Source organism: Vagococcus humatus (assembly GCF_003950325.1).
GTDB lineage: Bacteria > Bacillota > Bacilli > Lactobacillales > Vagococcaceae > Vagococcus_C > Vagococcus_C humatus.
The window spans coordinates 1-15,385 of the sequence record NZ_PXZH01000008.1 but is presented as its reverse complement, the minus strand read 5'-3'; the positions used below and the strand labels follow the sequence as shown (position 1 = coordinate 15,385).

Annotated in this window: 14 protein-coding genes and 5 tRNA genes; 4 read left to right on the top strand and 15 right to left on the bottom strand. The window is 35.6% G+C overall.

What is annotated here, in order from left to right; all coding sequences use genetic code 11:
- Positions 1 to 91 precede the first annotated feature (91 nt).
- The 5 genes from C7P63_RS09925 to C7P63_RS09905 all read right to left on the bottom strand — a co-directional run bounded on the left by C7P63_RS09925 (position 92) and on the right by C7P63_RS09905 (position 6,643).
- Positions 92 to 1,333 (bottom strand): peptidase U32 family protein, encoded by a 1,242-nt coding sequence (locus C7P63_RS09925; RefSeq protein ID WP_125944002.1) that lies wholly within the window; start codon positions 1,331 to 1,333, stop codon positions 92 to 94.
- Positions 1,334 to 1,345: 12 nt separating this feature from the next.
- Complete coding sequence (locus C7P63_RS09920; protein WP_125944001.1) at positions 1,346 to 2,269, bottom strand: peptidase U32 family protein; 924 nt, start codon at positions 2,267 to 2,269, stop codon at positions 1,346 to 1,348.
- Positions 2,270 to 2,397: 128 nt separating this feature from the next.
- The gene (locus tag C7P63_RS09915; protein ID WP_125944000.1) at positions 2,398 to 4,887 is read right to left on the bottom strand and encodes an ATP-dependent Clp protease ATP-binding subunit; all 2,490 of its coding nucleotides are present in this window, start codon (positions 4,885 to 4,887) and stop codon (positions 2,398 to 2,400) included.
- Positions 4,888 to 4,893: 6 nt separating this feature from the next.
- Complete coding sequence (locus C7P63_RS09910; RefSeq protein ID WP_125943999.1) at positions 4,894 to 5,367, bottom strand: CtsR family transcriptional regulator; 474 nt, start codon at positions 5,365 to 5,367, stop codon at positions 4,894 to 4,896.
- Positions 5,368 to 5,524: 157 nt separating this feature from the next.
- Positions 5,525 to 6,643: a coiled-coil domain-containing protein gene (locus C7P63_RS09905; RefSeq protein WP_125943998.1), complete on the bottom strand. Its 1,119-nt coding sequence runs from the start codon at positions 6,641 to 6,643 to the stop codon at positions 5,525 to 5,527.
- Positions 6,644 to 6,795: 152 nt separating this feature from the next.
- On the opposite strand from C7P63_RS09905, the gene C7P63_RS09900 reads away from it, so the two are divergent.
- Positions 6,796 to 7,272: a nucleoside 2-deoxyribosyltransferase gene (locus C7P63_RS09900; RefSeq protein ID WP_125943997.1), complete on the top strand. Its 477-nt coding sequence runs from the start codon at positions 6,796 to 6,798 to the stop codon at positions 7,270 to 7,272.
- Positions 7,273 to 7,406: 134 nt separating this feature from the next.
- Here the strand turns inward: C7P63_RS09900 and C7P63_RS09895 are convergent, their stop codons facing one another.
- A complete protein-coding gene (locus C7P63_RS09895) occupies positions 7,407 to 7,961 on the bottom strand; it encodes a flavoprotein (protein WP_125943996.1) in 555 nt (184 codons plus the stop codon).
- Position 7,962: 1 nt separating this feature from the next.
- Complete coding sequence (locus C7P63_RS09890; protein ID WP_125943995.1) at positions 7,963 to 8,727, bottom strand: phosphopantothenoylcysteine decarboxylase domain-containing protein; 765 nt, start codon at positions 8,725 to 8,727, stop codon at positions 7,963 to 7,965.
- Positions 8,728 to 8,913: 186 nt separating this feature from the next.
- Here C7P63_RS09890 and C7P63_RS09885 point away from each other — a divergent pair, with 186 nt between their 5' ends.
- The 3 genes from C7P63_RS09885 to C7P63_RS09875 are packed head-to-tail and all read left to right on the top strand — an operon-like array spanning position 8,914 to position 11,619.
- Positions 8,914 to 9,525 carry an MptD family putative ECF transporter S component gene (locus C7P63_RS09885; RefSeq protein WP_165863819.1) on the top strand — a complete coding sequence of 204 codons (612 nt, stop codon included), beginning with the start codon at positions 8,914 to 8,916 and terminating at the stop codon, positions 9,523 to 9,525.
- Positions 9,518 to 10,171: an energy-coupling factor transporter transmembrane component T family protein gene (locus C7P63_RS09880; protein WP_125943993.1), complete on the top strand. Its 654-nt coding sequence runs from the start codon at positions 9,518 to 9,520 to the stop codon at positions 10,169 to 10,171. The genes C7P63_RS09885 and C7P63_RS09880 overlap by 8 nt, the downstream gene beginning before the upstream one ends.
- Positions 10,168 to 11,619, top strand: coding sequence for an ATP-binding cassette domain-containing protein (locus C7P63_RS09875; protein ID WP_125943992.1), 1,452 nt, complete (start codon positions 10,168 to 10,170; stop codon positions 11,617 to 11,619). The genes C7P63_RS09880 and C7P63_RS09875 overlap by 4 nt, the downstream gene beginning before the upstream one ends.
- Before the next feature lie 39 nt (positions 11,620 to 11,658).
- Here the strand turns inward: C7P63_RS09875 and C7P63_RS09870 are convergent, their stop codons facing one another.
- The 8 genes from C7P63_RS09870 to C7P63_RS09835 form a co-directional block, all read right to left on the bottom strand.
- Positions 11,659 to 11,961: a Dabb family protein gene (locus C7P63_RS09870; RefSeq protein ID WP_125943991.1), complete on the bottom strand. Its 303-nt coding sequence runs from the start codon at positions 11,959 to 11,961 to the stop codon at positions 11,659 to 11,661.
- 136 nt (positions 11,962 to 12,097) lie between these two features.
- On the bottom strand, positions 12,098 to 13,468 hold the full coding sequence (gene fumC, locus C7P63_RS09865; RefSeq protein WP_125943990.1) for a class II fumarate hydratase: 1,371 nt from the start codon (positions 13,466 to 13,468) through the stop codon (positions 12,098 to 12,100).
- A 29-nt stretch (positions 13,469 to 13,497) separates the two neighbouring features.
- Positions 13,498 to 14,664: an NAD(P)-dependent malic enzyme gene (locus C7P63_RS09860; protein ID WP_125943989.1), complete on the bottom strand. Its 1,167-nt coding sequence runs from the start codon at positions 14,662 to 14,664 to the stop codon at positions 13,498 to 13,500.
- Positions 14,665 to 14,853: 189 nt separating this feature from the next.
- A tRNA-Pro gene (locus tag C7P63_RS09855) sits at positions 14,854 to 14,927 on the bottom strand.
- Between the two features lie 33 nt (positions 14,928 to 14,960).
- Positions 14,961 to 15,034, bottom strand: a tRNA-Arg gene (locus tag C7P63_RS09850).
- 4 nt (positions 15,035 to 15,038) lie between these two features.
- A tRNA-Leu gene (locus tag C7P63_RS09845) sits at positions 15,039 to 15,124 on the bottom strand.
- A gap of 23 nt (positions 15,125 to 15,147) precedes the next feature.
- Positions 15,148 to 15,219 (bottom strand) — tRNA-Gly (locus C7P63_RS09840).
- Between the two features lie 42 nt (positions 15,220 to 15,261).
- Positions 15,262 to 15,334, bottom strand: a tRNA-Thr gene (locus tag C7P63_RS09835).
- Positions 15,335 to 15,385 lie beyond the last annotated feature (51 nt).

The following is a 15,385-nucleotide window of genomic DNA, read 5'->3' as shown; positions in this document are numbered from 1 at the left end:
AACATATCTCCCATTAATGTCATGGAATTACCCCTTGTCAAAAAAACAACCTGTGAATAGTTTATTCACAGGTTGTTTTGATAAAAAGATTTTATTTTTTCTTACGAATCATATCCCCAGGTTCAACAGGAGAGATAACTGGCATTGTTAAAACCATCATTGGATGAGGAGCTCGTTCAATAGAAACTCCCTTGTCATCGATCATTTCTGTAACAGGTTGATGGAAATGTCTAAATCCTGGACCATAAAATTCCACTTCATCTCCCACACTAAAATGATTTCTTTGACGAATAGTCGCCAAACCTGTTGTATCATCATAGGCCAAGACTTCTCCTACAAATTTATAAACAGGAATTTTGCGTCGTGGTCCAAATAATTGTTCCTCTTCGCTAGGTGTTTGATAATAAAAACCTGTAGATAATTCTCTTTGAGCAACTTTCCATAGTTCGTCTAGCCACTCTTGCTTACAAACATAATTATCAGGATCTGCCATATAAGAATCCACGGCTGCTTTATAAACATTAGCTACTGTAGAAACGTAGTGAATTGATTTCATCCGTCCTTCAATTTTGAAGCTATCTACACCTGCCTCAATTAAATCTGGAATATGTTCAATCATTGCCATATCAACAGCACTCATAGAGAAATCTTCTTCTTCAACTTCCCCACTAGTTAAAAGAGAGCGTCTTGTATCCGCCATTGGCATATCAAATAAATCATATTTCCAGCGACAAGACTGAGAACATCCTCCACGGTTTGCATCTCTCTTAGACATATGGTTAGACAATGTACATCTACCTGAATAGGAAATACACATAGCTCCGTGAATAAATGCTTCTATCTCAATATCTGTATGAGCCCGAATCGCTCTAACTTCTTCCATTGAAACTTCTCTAGCTAAAACAACTCGCTCTAAGCCCTCATTTTTCCAAAACTCAAGTGTTTCATAGTTAGTAGCAGAGGCTTGCGTAGACAAATGAATAGGTAAGCCAGGAGCTTCTAACGCACAAATTTCGATTAAAGCAGGATCAGAAACAATCACTGCATTAATCCCAATATCTCGCAGTGTTCTAAAAAACTCGCCAGACCCTTGTTCATCTCCTTCATGAGTAACCATGTTCGCTGCTACATATACTTTGGCATTGTGCTCTTTGGCAAATGCCACACCTTCAGCCATATCTTCAAAACTAAAATTCCCTGCACGACTTCTTAATCCATAAGCATCTCCACCAATATAAACAGCATCTGCTCCGTAATGAATAGCTGTTTTTAATTTTTCAAGTGTGCCAGCAGGAGCTAGCACTTCTGGACGCTTTAATTGTTTAGTTGTCATTACTTAAACTCCTTATTTAACTTCGTCTGGATCCATTAGGAAGAAACCAGTATCTAGGCCACGACCTTTAGGATGTAATACTTCTATTTGTTCGTTTAATCGGTTCATCTGCTCTGTCGTCCATTTTCCCTCACCAATCAACTGACGAGCTTGAATAAAACAATCTGCAATAGCCACAAAATTATCTCCTGGTGTATAAAGACCATCTAACTTCCAGTGAGTAAACTGAGACTCAACTAATTTATCTAATTGCCCCATTAAATTCAAATCATTATCCGCAAAGATATGAGTGCCATGGGTATCTTCATAAATGGAATAGTGAGTTTCTGGTTTTTTAGGTTCTGATATAAATAAATCTCTTTCTTTTCCAACAGATTCTTCTGCTTGAATAAATGAAAAGAAATTACGAACAAGGGGCCGTTTAGACTGATGAATACACGTTGCACCGTAAACTAATATTTCTCCCCAAACATCTAAATGAGAACTCATAGCCTTTAACTCTTCATAAGGAACTTCTCTAGCGATAACTGCTCCGACCGCTCCTTTTTTAGCCCAAAAATTAACTTGACGAGCATTTGTGACTAAGGTATGTCCATCATAAATAAAGGAATAAGGATAATCTCCTTTATTTAATAAATAGATAACACCTGGATCTCCTACTGTAATAGCATCTACTTTAATTTGTGCCAAAAAATCTAAATATTCAGAAATAGTGGCCATCTTATCTGGGTGCATGATGCCATTCACAGCAATTGTTGCTTTTTTACCATAACTATGAGCCAACTCAACTAACTCTTGTTGTTCAGTTCGTGAAAAAGAAGTAGGTAAACGCAAACCATATGTTTCCTCACCAAAATAAAGTGTATCTATTCCTTTTTCTAAAAGCTGTTTCGCTTGTTCAATTGACTCAACCGTTGTTGTTATTTCAATGTTCACAAGGTTTCCTCCTTCAAATAACTAAGAATAATCCTATCATAGCCGCTTAGTAAAGCCAAGTCCCATTTCACAAACAGTAAAAGAAAGTTGATAAGTATGAGACTTATCAACTTTCTTTTCATTTTGTCTTATGCTTTAACTTTTTCACTCTCATGAGAGTTGGACTCAGTAACATTTAAAGTGATTACGCCTTTTGAGGCACCAATCGTTACTTTATCGCCTAAACTAATTTGACCTGATAGTAACGCTTCACTTAAACGATCCTCCACTTCACGCTGAAGAGCTCGTTTAATCGGTCTAGCTCCATATTCCGGATCAAAACCAACTTGCCCAATCACATCATAAGCTGCTGGAGTAATTTTAAGTTGAATATCTTGTTCCGCCAAACGCTTCACAATCGATTGACTCATAATTTTAACAATTTCACGTAATTCTGGTTTATCTAAAGATTTAAAGACAATCGTTTCATCAATCCGGTTTAAAAATTCTGGACGGAATGATTTTTTTAATTCTTCTAAAATTCGACTTTGCATAGCTTTATGATCTTGAGTGATATCCAGTACATTAAATCCAACTGATTTTTCTTCTTTAAGAGCTGTAGCTCCCACATTTGATGTCATGATAATAATCGTATTACGGAAATCAACTTTACGACCTTTTCCGTCTGTTAAATGACCATCATCTAACACCTGAAGTAATACGTTAAAAATATCAGGATGGGCTTTTTCGACTTCATCAAACAAAATAACTGAGTAAGGTTTTTGACGAATTTTTTCTGTTAATTGACCACCTTCATCGTATCCTACATAACCTGGAGGCGAACCAATTAAACGACTCGTCGTGTATTTTTCCATAAACTCAGACATATCTATTCGAACAAGTGAATCTTCTGAGCCAAACATTGCTTCAGCTAAAGCTTTAGCTAATTCTGTCTTACCAACACCAGTTGGCCCTAAGAACATAAAGGATCCAATTGGTTTCCCTGGATCTTTTAGACCACTTCGCGCCCGTCTAATTGCTTTGGCTACTGCAACCACTGCTTCATCTTGACCAACCACTCGTTTATGTAATTCTTCTTCTAAGTGAAGCAAGCGTTCACTTTCTTTTTTCTCTAATTGTTGAAGAGGAACTCCAGTCCATTGAGACACAACTTCTGCAATATCTTCAGCAACCACTTGGTTAGCATAATGATCTTCATTTGCATGTTTTTTCTCATAGGCTATAATTTTTTCTTCTAATTTTTGTTCTTCTTTTCGAAGGTTCGCTGCCTGTTCAAATTGTTGTTGTTGAATAGCTTCTTCTTTTTGCTCTTTCAACCCATCTAATTCTCGTTGAAGTTTCACTTTAGGAGAAGCTTTGTAAGCAGCACTTAGCCGCACTTTAGCAGAGGCTTCATCAATTAAATCAATGGCTTTATCTGGTAATTGTCTAGAGTTAATATAGCGGATAGATAAATGAACAGCATCTTTGACCGCTTCATCGGTAATCGTTACTCTATGGTGTTCTTCATAACGTGAACGAAGTCCTTGTAAGATTTCAATAGCTTCATCTGCTGTAGGTTCATCTACTTGTACTCTTGCAAAACGACGTTCAAGCGCTGCATCTTTTTCAATATACTTTTGATATTCATCTAAGGTGGTTGCCCCAATCGTTTGCAATTCCCCTCTAGCTAAAGCAGGTTTTAAAATATTGGAAGCATCAATCGCTCCCTCTGCCCCACCAGCTCCAATAAGCGTATGTAATTCATCAATAAATAAAATAACATCTCCATCATGATAAATCTCTTCAATAATCCGTTTCATTCGGTCTTCAAATTCGCCTCGATATTTTGTACCAGCCACTAATGAGCCCATATCAAGCATCATTAAGCGTTTTTTAGTCATTTCCTCTGGCACTTCTCCAGCAATAATTTTTTGAGCAAGACCTTCAGCAATAGCTGTTTTACCCACACCTGGTTCGCCAACTAAAACAGGATTATTTTTAGTTCGACGACTTAAAATTTGAATTAATCGTTGAACTTCTTCTTTCCGTCCAACAACTGGATCTAGTTGATTATCTTTAGCTAACTGAGTTAAATCTCTTGCAAGTGAATCTAAGGTAGGTGTACCAGCTTCTGCTACTGCTTGATTATTATTAGGTGTTTTTTTCAATAATTGTTTTTGACTTTTAGGATCTGAAATACCTATTTTTTTCAGTACCGTTTGACGAGTTCCTTGTAAATCCAAGCCAAAGTTACGCAAAATACGTGTAGCTAAAATTTCTTCATCACGCAATATTCCTAATAAAATATGTTCTGTCCCTACATGAGGAGCTCCTAAGCGCTTAGCCTCATCACTTGCATATGTTAATATTTTTTTAGCTCTAGGCGAGTAAGGTAAATAAATGCCTTTACTATATCCCCGAACCATGCCATAGCCTGTTAATTTTTCAATTTCTTCTCGGATATCTTCTTCTGTAATACCCGCTTGCCTTAAAATCTTTCCACCAATACCTCCTGGTTCAATGACTAATGCGTAAAGCAAATGCTCTGAACCGACGGACTGATGACGAAAGTTTTTAGCTTCTTCCTGGGCAATAACCAGAACGGCTTTAGCCTTTTCTGTAAACATTTCATCCATAAGTCACTACTCCTTTTCTTCATAACGAAGACGCTCAAAAAGCCGCTTCATCATACAAGCTCGAGTTTTTTCTTCTGTGGTTTTATCCAACAATTTTAAAGCATCACTACTTAATAAAGACAAACATAAATTTGCCTCTCTCTTAGTAATAATATCATACTTATACAGCTGTTGGAGGATTGCCATACTATCTTTTACGGATAATTTTTGATCAATCCAATCTTCCAACTCTGATAACAGGTCTCCGTGATGATTTAATTCGACTTTTTGAATACGAATATAACCACCACCACCTCGCTTACTTTTCACATGATATCCTTGTCCAACTGTGAAGCGTGTATTAATCACATAATTAATTTGAGAAGGAACACACTGAAATTGGTCTGCCATATCTGTTCGTCTGATTTCAACTAATCCTTCTTCTTCCAATAACTGTTTAATGTATTCTTCTATTAAATCAGACATATTGTGATTAGTCACTTACGACACCTCATTTCATTGACTATCTTTGACCTTTATTATACTAGAGTTTTTTAAAAAGGGAAAGAAAGTTACTTTACTCAAAGAAAAAAGCTTCCTCTAAAGTATTAGAGAAAGCTTGTCATATATTTATTAAAATTTGAGTTATTTATACTAATTAACCTAAAACTGAAAACAAAATAGCCCGTCTACCAAACATTATGGCTTCACTTTGACTTCCGACAAAAATATCAATAATATTTCCGTTAACTGCACCACCAGTATCTTCAGCGACATAAATACCTGAATACTGAGGCAGACTAGGTACTTGAATCATAACTCTTGAGCCTAAAGGTATTTTAGAAGGATCAACGGCAATCGTACGATGAACTCCAGGAACAGTTCCTGTTGCTGTGTTGTTACCTGTTGCAATATAAGCCGTTGCTTGACCGTTAACCATGCCTGAAGGTGGCGTCACTTCTGTTGGCGGAGTAGGTTGAGTTGGCACCTCTACCTCAGGTTTTTGTGGCTTTTCTTCAGGTTGAGTTGGTACTTGCTGCACTTGTTCTGCTGCTTTTTCCTCTTCAGCTGCCTTTTCTTTTGCTTGACGTTCTTTTTCTGCTTGTTGACGTTTTAATTCTTCTGCTCTAGCTTGAGCTTCTTTAGCCATACGTTGTTCTGTCACTTGTCGCAAGGTTGTTTCATTTTTAGCAAGTTTAGCCTGTAATCCTTTAACTTGTTGATCTAACTCAGACTGCTCAGTTTTAGCTTGCTGTTGCTCTTTTTCTAACGTATCTTGACTAGATTTTAGTTGAGTTTCTAATTGATTTAAATGTTCTTTATCTTGATAAAGTGACATTACTTTTGCTTTTTCAGCACTTTGAAGAACAGTTACTGCATAAGCACGATTAATAAAATCAGAAAAGTTTTCAGACTCTAACAACATTTGGATAGACCCTTGATTACTTCCATTGACTTGCAAATTTTGCATACGGTTAGCAACTAGTTCAGTTCGTTTATCAATACTTCCTTGAGTTTGTTGAATATCTTTTTCTGTTTTTTCTATATTTTCTTTTGAAGTAGTGATTTTTTCTTCAATTTTAGCTAATTCTTGATACTTTTCATTAATATGTTTAACTACTGCATCAATCTCTCGGTTTAGGCTAGCTCCTTCTTCTTTCACTCTTGCTTCTTCTGCTTTCATATCAGAAACAGAAGCTGCTTGGACAGTGATAGGTGACAAGATAGCGAAAAACAAAGTAGATAACCCTAGATAAAGCCAATATTTAGATTTCAAAAAGTTACATCACCTTTCTTTTTCATGTTCGCTTTATCATTATACTAATAAAAATCGGTCTAGATGTAACAATCCTTTTACATTATATTACAATATGAGGTATTCTAAGAATAGTTCGTAATATACTTTTCATAATAGGAGTGAAAAATAGGATGAAACAAATTTATTATGCTGCCCCACTTTTTTCTAATATGGAGCAACAATATAACCAGTATTTGGTACAACAACTAAGAGAAACATTTCCAAATGAAACCTTTTACGTTCCCCAAGAACAAATGAGTATCAATGACAAAAATAGCTACGCTGATTCTAAACTCATTGCTAAATATGATACTGACGCTCTTTTAAATAGCAAACTGATGTTAGCTGTCCTAGATGGACCAGTGATTGACGTTGGAGTAGCATCAGAAATCGGTGTAGCCTATCAAGCAAATATTCCCATTATCGGCTTGTTTACTGATAGTCGTCAGCAAGGAGCAACTAACCCTAAAAAATTAGCTGCCTTACAAGAAATAGCTGAATCTCAATTTCCATATGCTAACTTATATACCATTGGTTTAATAAAATTAAACGGAACCATTGCTAACAATGAAGCAACATTTCTTGAAACGATTGAAACATATTTGTAATAAAAATAGGCTCTATCTAGCTTTTAAAACTAGATAGAGCCTATTTATTTATTTAATAAAGTCAATTTTTAGCACACTGGTTTAACATAACTGGCGCTTATTTTTTTCGTGACCAGTCATTTTATCTTGATTAGTTAAATAGACGTCTGTCCCAGTTCATCTAAAATAGCTGCTACTATTTGATTAACTTGCGCTAATCCACCTATTCCTATATCCCCACATGCTAATACTTTTGATACAGGGGTAATTTCTTTAAATCCCCACTCTTTTATTTGCTGTAAATTATGTTGCATACTTTTATTTTCATACATTTTCGTATTCATAGCTGGCGCAATAAGCTTAGGCGTTTCATTTGGAACCGCCATGCTAACAGTAGAAAGCATATCATCTGCCAATCCATTCGCAATCTTTCCAATAATATTGGCTGTTGCTGGAGCAATCACAAATAAATCAGAATTTTGAGCCAAATAAATATGATTAATTCTTTCAACAGAAGGTTCCGTCATCACATCTACATGCACTGGATTTTCAGATAAAATTTGCATCGTTAAAGGAGTAATGAAGTGAGTGCTATGTTCTGTCATAATTACATGCACATCAATCTCTTGCTTTTTTAACGCGGAAACAATTTCTGCTGCTTTATAAGCGGCAATACTTGCAGTCACACCTAATACCACACGTTTTTTCACTTTAGTTAACTCCCTTCATAGTCGCCTCTACAATGCCTTTAGCAATCGCTTGTTTTGTCTGAAATAAGGTATAACTACCATCTTGTTGTAATAAATACCCTACATGCTGATCTCCCTTAATCTGTGACAAATCATTCGCTAATACATAATCTGCATCATTTTTTTCCATCAACCGACTAGCTACCTGAACCAATTCTGTTGAATCTACATCTACTAATAATTTAAATCCAACTAAAGTAGCATGGGGTTGAATCTTTTTAATTTGCCGAATGACTTTAGGGGTTTGTTTTAACTGAAAATAAACTGTAGGTAAGGCGGAACTCATCTTTTTCGGTTGATTAGCTGAAGTCATTTCGTGAAAAGCTAATTCTAATCCCTGTTTAACCGCCTCCTCTTGTGACATATCTGGATGCTGATTTAATTGTTTCACAATTTCTGTTGTTAAAACATCTTGACTGGCTGTTCCTTCAAGATAATAGTCACTTACTGCCATACTATGAATCACAATATCAAAACTAGCTGATATCAATTCCTTAGTTAAGGTTTGATAAAGATCTTGAACAGAAACAATAGGTAACTCTCTCATTTTCTGAATGTGTTTAGGTCGTTTAGCTTGTTCTGAACATATATACACAATCTCTGTTGCCCCTGCTTCATAAAAATAATCAGCTATTAAACTTCCTAACCGACCAGTAGAATGGTTAGTAATAGCTCTCACTTCATCAATTTTTTCAGTTGTTCCTCCTGCTGTTATTAAAACACGCATGAAAAAACCTCCTTGCTTTTTTATAGCTTCTTTAAGTATTAAAAAATAGATTAAATGAAATGTCAAATAACTTTACACTAATTTAATATCGACAACCTGTCACCCATGAAACTCCCCATACTTTATGCTAAAATGAACATGGTTTTAATTAAAAATAATTATCATCTAGAAAGGACTCGTCTTATTATGAAACATCTAACTACCAAAGATTTAATGACAGCAGGTATCTTCTCTGCTCTTTATTTTTTAGCCATTGGACTTGTTACATTTATTTGTATGTTCACTCTACCTGTTTTAGGCAATTTTCTCTTACCAGCTGTAGCTGCTTTAACAACTGGTTCCATTTATTTTTTATTACTGAAACAAGTACCAAAATTTGGAGCCATCACTATTTTTAGTCTAGTTATGGGAACTTTTCTACTCTTATCAGGTCATTTTCCTTTAGCTATTATAGCTAACTTAGGATTTAGTGGCTTAGCTGATTGGTTTACTTACCGAACAACTTTTCAAACTAAACACAAATCACTTTTAGGTTATATTTTATTTAGTTACGGATTAACTGGCCCTTTACTGCCCCTTTGGTTTATGAAACAACAATATATCGACAATCTAACTAGCCGAGGAAAAACAGCCACTTACATTAGTGGCATGTTTCAATATGTTACGCCTACTTTCTTTATCCTGTTAATGTTTTTCATTTTAATTGGTGCTATTTTAGGTGGTATTTACGGACAAAAACTCGTAGCAAAACACTTTGGTCAAACTAGTTCAAAACAAATCAGTGACTTGTATGATTAACATTCAAATCAAATGTTTGCTATTATTTATCACCCATATTTTTTTATTTATCCCTTTTCACCCAGTACAACAAACTGTGTTAGTCGGCTTATTACTAAGCATACTCTTTTTGGAGAAAGAAAGAAAACGAAGTCTCTTATACGGCAGTATTTACTTAGTTTTGCTTGGTATTCTAATAGCTTTACCTTATTTTAAAAGCTTTTTAGGTCATTCTTTCGGACAACTAGCTATGGTGTTTCTACTACTGTATCCTTGTTTTTTAGCAGGTAGTCTATTAATTCGGACTAGCTTACTTTCTGATTGGATTCTTTTATTAAAAAAATGCCGACTACCTATGTATCTTATCTTACCAATCACAGTTATGTTTCGCTTTATTCCTCACTTCAAAGAGGATTTTAAACATACCTTTCGACTACAAAAAATGAGAGTGCCTCATTCTTCTCTTTTTAAACGACTAGAAAGAACCTTAATCGTCTTGCTTCACGCGGCCATTCAAAGTTCACAAGAATTAACTATGGCAGCCCTAGCTAAAGGTATTAATCAGCTAGAAACTAGACCTGTTTCAAAACTAACATCACTTACTTTCCTAGATTATCTAGTTGCAACAAGTAGTCTAGGTTTGATAGTTTGGAGGAGTTTTTTATGATCCAAGCAACTAAGCTTAGCTATCAATATAACCCTACTGCTCCCTTGACTTTAAATCATTTAACCTTTCAAATTCAACCAGGTGAATGTGTGGTGCTTTGCGGAAAAAGTGGTTGCGGAAAAACCACGCTACTTTTACTACTGAATCAATTACTTCCTCAGTTAGTCGAAGAAGGGTCTCTGCAAGGTGAGTTAACTTTTCAAGATAAATCTTGGCAAGACTTCTCCACTTTTGAACGTGTCAAATTAATTGGAAGTGTTTTTCAAAATCCACGAACACAGTTTTTTAGCGACAGAGTCCGAGATGAATTAACTCTTGTATGTGAAAATTTAGGGATGTCTTCAGAGCAAACCCAGCAACAAATCACTAAAATCGCCGCTTTATTTAGCATAGAAGATTTATTAGACACTTCCATGTATCACTTATCTGGTGGACAAAAACAACTAGTAGCTTGCGCGGCTGCTTATATTCATGAGCCTGCTATTTTTATTTTAGATGAGCCTAGTAGTCACCTTGATCAAGAAACTATTTTAAAGTTAGCTGATGTATTACGGCACATCAAACAGTTAGGTACCACTTTGATTATTGCTGAACATCGTCTCTACTATTTACTTCAGTTAGCAGACCGCTACTTTTACTTAGATGAAGGCAACTTACAAATATTTACTACCCAAGAATTAATCGCTTTACCTACTCAACAAAGAAAAAAAATGGGGCTTCGCGCTTTACAGTTTGAAGTAGCACCTTTACCAAAATTTCAACATTCAGAAAAGTTGCAACAACTAGTGATGGCTCCTGCCTGTTTTGCATATAAACGTCAATATCCTGTTTTATCCATTGAACATTTATCACTAAGTAATCAACAAGTTAACATACTTGCTGGAAAAAATGGCGCAGGCAAAACTACATTGGTTCATCTTCTATGTGGTTTTTTACCGCAAAAGAAAGCGAAACTAAAGCTTAATGGCCAAACTATTAGAAAAAAAACAACCCTATCTTGGCTTGTGCCACAAGAAGTTACCTATCAATTTACCGCACACACTGTTTTGGCAGAACTTTTATCTATTTCAACTGATCAAAAAGAGTTAAAAGAAATGATTCAATGTCTTAATTTAAAACCTGTTTTAAATCACAATCCTTTTAACTTATCTGGGGGAGAAAAACAGCGACTAGCTTTAGCCCTAGCTCTTTTAAGCCAACGTTCTTTTTTAATTTTAGATGAACCAACTAGTGGCTTGGATTATTATCATCTAACCCAAGTGGCTAAAGCTATCCAACTCGCAGCTAAAAAAGGGAGATTACTATTAATTATCACCCATGATTTAGAATTAATTCAATTGGTAGGAGAACGTCTATTATATTTAGAACACGGAAAAATTAGCCAAGATTCTCCTTTAATTGATAGTTCTATCTCCCACTTATTTTTGCATGATGAAAAAAAGCCTTAAAGAAACTTATTTCTTTAAGGTTTTTTATATAGGTTTAGCTTAATGTTCTAAAAAATAATCGATGACTGTCCGGTTTTCCATTATCTCACCAATCTTTTGACTCACTTTAACATGTTCAGGATGTGTTGCGTAATAACTTAACGCTTCTTTATCTGTTAGCACACATTCTAACATCAAATCTCGGTTACTAGATGATTCTGGCTCGATTACCACATGTAGTGAAATTAAGCCGTCAATTTTTTGAGGCAATGCTTCTAACTCCTGTTTAATTTTTTTAACATCTTCTAAATTACTTTCTCTTTTAGCGTCTTTAAAACTAAATAAAACAATATGTTTTAACATCTGTCAGCTCTCCTTTTCTATCAGCCTTTTCTTCAGTATACCTATTTTTATCACATTAGTAAAAATAAGCGAAAAATAGCAAATCATTTTCTAGCCGTCTTCTAGAAATGATTTGCTATTTACTAATTTTATCTCTTTATAACATATTTTCAGGATTTAACCAATCTTGTAATTCTTCTTCTGTTGCATAGCCTAATGTAACAGCAGCTACTGTTAAAGTCGTTTTATCTTGTAAGGCTTTTTTAGCAATTTCTGCACTCTTTTGATAACCGATATGAGGATTTAATGCTGTTACCAACATCAAAGAATTAACTAATAATTCATGCATTCGGTCTTCATTTGCTACTAGACCATGTAGACATTTCTCTCTAAAAGAAATCATGCCCTCTGTTAGTAATGTCACACTTTGTAAGAAGTTATGAATAATAACTGGTTTAAAGACATTCAATTCAAAATTACCTTGACTAGCTGCAACTTGAATCGTTGTATCATTTCCCATAACTTGTGTAGCAATCATGGTTAAAGCTTCAGCTTGAGTCGGATTAACTTTTCCTGGCATAATCGAGCTACCTGGTTCGTTACTTGGAATAGTTAATTCACCTATTCCGCAGCGAGGACCACTAGCTAACCATCTAATATCGTTAGCAATTTTCATCAAATCACTGGCTAAAGCGCGTAAAGCCCCATGTGCAAAAGATATATTTTGATGACTAGTTAAGCCAAAAAATTTATTTTCTTCACTTAAAAATTCAAAACCAGTCTCTTCACTCAATTCTAAACAAACTTCTTCACCAAAAGTTTTAGAGGCATTAATACCAGTTCCTACCGCTGTACCACCAATGGTTAAATAACGTAGAGTTTCATTAGAAGTTTCCACTGCTTGCAAACTATGTTCTATCATACTCCGCCAGCCGCTAATTTCTTGACCAAACGTTAAAGGTGTCGCATCTTGTAAATGAGTTCTACCAATCTTAATCACTTGTGCATAACTTTCTTCAAGTTCTTTTAATTCTTTTATCCACAAGTTTAATTCTGGAATTAAGTTTTCTTTGATTTGTGTATAACTAGCAATATGCATACCAGTTGGGAAAACATCATTAGAACTTTGAGACATATTCACGTGATCGTTAGGATGGACAGTCTCTCCTCCTAGACTTGTAGCTAAATGTGCAATAACTTCATTTGTATTCATATTTGTTTGTGTACCACTACCTGTTTGCCACAAACATAAAGGGAATTGCTCTAAATACTCAGCTTGATTTTTTAAAATCTCATCACAGGCAGCAACAATGCTAGTCCCTAAATTTTCAGCTAACTTGCCCTCTTTTAAATTCACAATAGCACAAGCTCTTTTTAAACGAATTAATCCAAAAATAAGTGGTTGCGGCATTTTTTCAGAACCTATATGAAAGTTTTGTAAACTTCGTTGGGTCTGTGCCCCCCATAAAGCAGATGTCGATACTTTTATTTCTCCCATAGAATCTTGTTCAATTCGGTAATCTACCACACTTATAACCCCCTCAATTATTAATCAATTTAAATCTGATTCACACCAGTTTTTACTGCTGCTTCAGCTACATATTTAGCTACTTGATCAGCTACTCTTGGATCAAATGGACTTGGAATAATATAATCTTCCCTTAAATCTTCTTCAGCAATTAATTCTGCAATAGCGTAAGCTGCTGCTATTTTCATTTCATCATTAATAGTTGTCGCTCTTACATCTAATGCTCCTCTAAAAATACCTGGGAAAGCTAACACATTGTTAACTTGGTTTGGAAAATCTGAGCGACCTGTGCCCATAACTTTAACACCACATGCTTTCGCATCTTCATACATTATTTCAGGAACAGGATTTGCCATAGCAAAAACAATCCCATCTTTATTCATTTTGTGAACCATGTCTTTAGTTAAGGCATTAGCTACTGACACACCGATAAAAATATCAGCATTTTCAATCGCATCTGCTAATGTTCCAGTAACATGTTCCGGATTAGTTGCTTGAGCTAATTCTAATTTATGACCTGTCACTCGTTTTTCATCCAAAATTCCTTCACGATCACATACAATTGCATTGGTTACTCCCATAGCCAGTAACATTTTCATAATAGCTGTGCCTGCTGCACCTGGGCCATTTAAAACAACTTTTACTTCATCTAATTTTTTATTTGTTAATTTTAACGCATTAATGACACCAGCAGCTACGACAATAGCCGTGCCATGTTGATCGTCATGAAAAACTGGAATATCAAGCATTTCATCCAACCGTTTTTCGATTTCAAAACATTTTGGTGAGGCAATATCTTCTAAGTTAATTCCACCAAAAGTTGGAGCTAATCTTTTAACTGTTTCAATAATTTCTTCTGTGTCTTGTGTATCTAAACATAAAGGCATCGTATCCACATTAGCAAACTCTTTAAATAAAATAGCTTTACCTTCCATTACAGGCATTGCTGCCTCTGGACCAATATTACCTAAACCTAAAACAGCAGTTCCATCAGATACAACTGCTACTAAATTTCCTTTAGATGTATATTCATATGCTTTTGAAACATCTTGATGGATTTCTTTACATGGTTCTGCAACTCCTGGTGAGTAAGCTAAGGCTAAATCATGATTATTTTTAACCGATACCTTACTTTCTATTGAAATTTTACCTCGTTTTTCACAGTGCATTTGTAAAGCTTCTTCTCTAAGATCCATTCAATGTTCATTCCTTTCTGTTTCCAACCCAAATTCATTCATATTATAACGCATCTAAGCATAATATTCTGATTAACTTAGGTTTTATTATTTTATTCCAATCGTTTTGTAAGCAATTTCATAAATAGCCCTATATTTTCTAATAAACAAAAAAAGAGTAGCTAATATTAGCTACTCTTTTCATTATAATCGGGAAGACAGGATTCGAACCTGCGACCCCTTGGTCCCAAACCAAGTGCTCTACCAAGCTGAGCTACTTCCCGAAATATCTTAATTTTATAAAAAAAAGCGCAATACGCGCCCAAGAGGAGTCGAACCCCTAACCTTCTGATCCGTAGTCAGACACTCTATCCAATTGAGCTATGGGCGCATAATGCCGAGGACCGGAATCGAACCGGTACGGTAATCACTTACCGCAGGATTTTAAGTCCTGTGCGTCTGCCAGTTCCGCCACCCCGGCTTAATTATTTTATGTTCTTAGAAAGCGGAAGACGGGGTTCGAACCCGCGACCCCCACCTTGGCAAGGTGATGTTCTACCACTGAACTACTTCCGCAAACTCATAAAATAAAAAAGTTGAGAGTTTTTAACTCTCTAATGCCGGCTAAAGGACTTGAACCCTCGACCCTCTGATTACAAATCAGATGCTCTACCAACTGAGCTAAGCCGGCTATTATCTTCTTGATGCGGGTGAAGGGACTTGAACCCCCACGCCGTTAGGC

Coding starts and splice junctions, on each gene's coding strand:
- C7P63_RS09925 (WP_125944002.1), bottom strand. CDS start 1,333: ATGACAACTAAACAATTAAAGCGTCCAGAAGTGCTAGCTCCTGCTGGC.
- C7P63_RS09915 (WP_125944000.1), bottom strand. CDS start 4,887: ATGGATGAAATGTTTACAGAAAAGGCTAAAGCCGTTCTGGTTATTGCC.
- C7P63_RS09900 (WP_125943997.1), top strand. CDS start 6,796: ATGAAACAAATTTATTATGCTGCCCCACTTTTTTCTAATATGGAGCAA.
- C7P63_RS09890 (WP_125943995.1), bottom strand. CDS start 8,727: ATGCGTGTTTTAATAACAGCAGGAGGAACAACTGAAAAAATTGATGAA.
- C7P63_RS09885 (WP_165863819.1), top strand. CDS start 8,914: ATGAAACATCTAACTACCAAAGATTTAATGACAGCAGGTATCTTCTCT.
- C7P63_RS09880 (WP_125943993.1), top strand. CDS start 9,518: ATGATTAACATTCAAATCAAATGTTTGCTATTATTTATCACCCATATT.
- C7P63_RS09875 (WP_125943992.1), top strand. CDS start 10,168: ATGATCCAAGCAACTAAGCTTAGCTATCAATATAACCCTACTGCTCCC.
- C7P63_RS09870 (WP_125943991.1), bottom strand. CDS start 11,961: ATGTTAAAACATATTGTTTTATTTAGTTTTAAAGACGCTAAAAGAGAA.
- C7P63_RS09860 (WP_125943989.1), bottom strand. CDS start 14,664: ATGGATCTTAGAGAAGAAGCTTTACAAATGCACTGTGAAAAACGAGGT.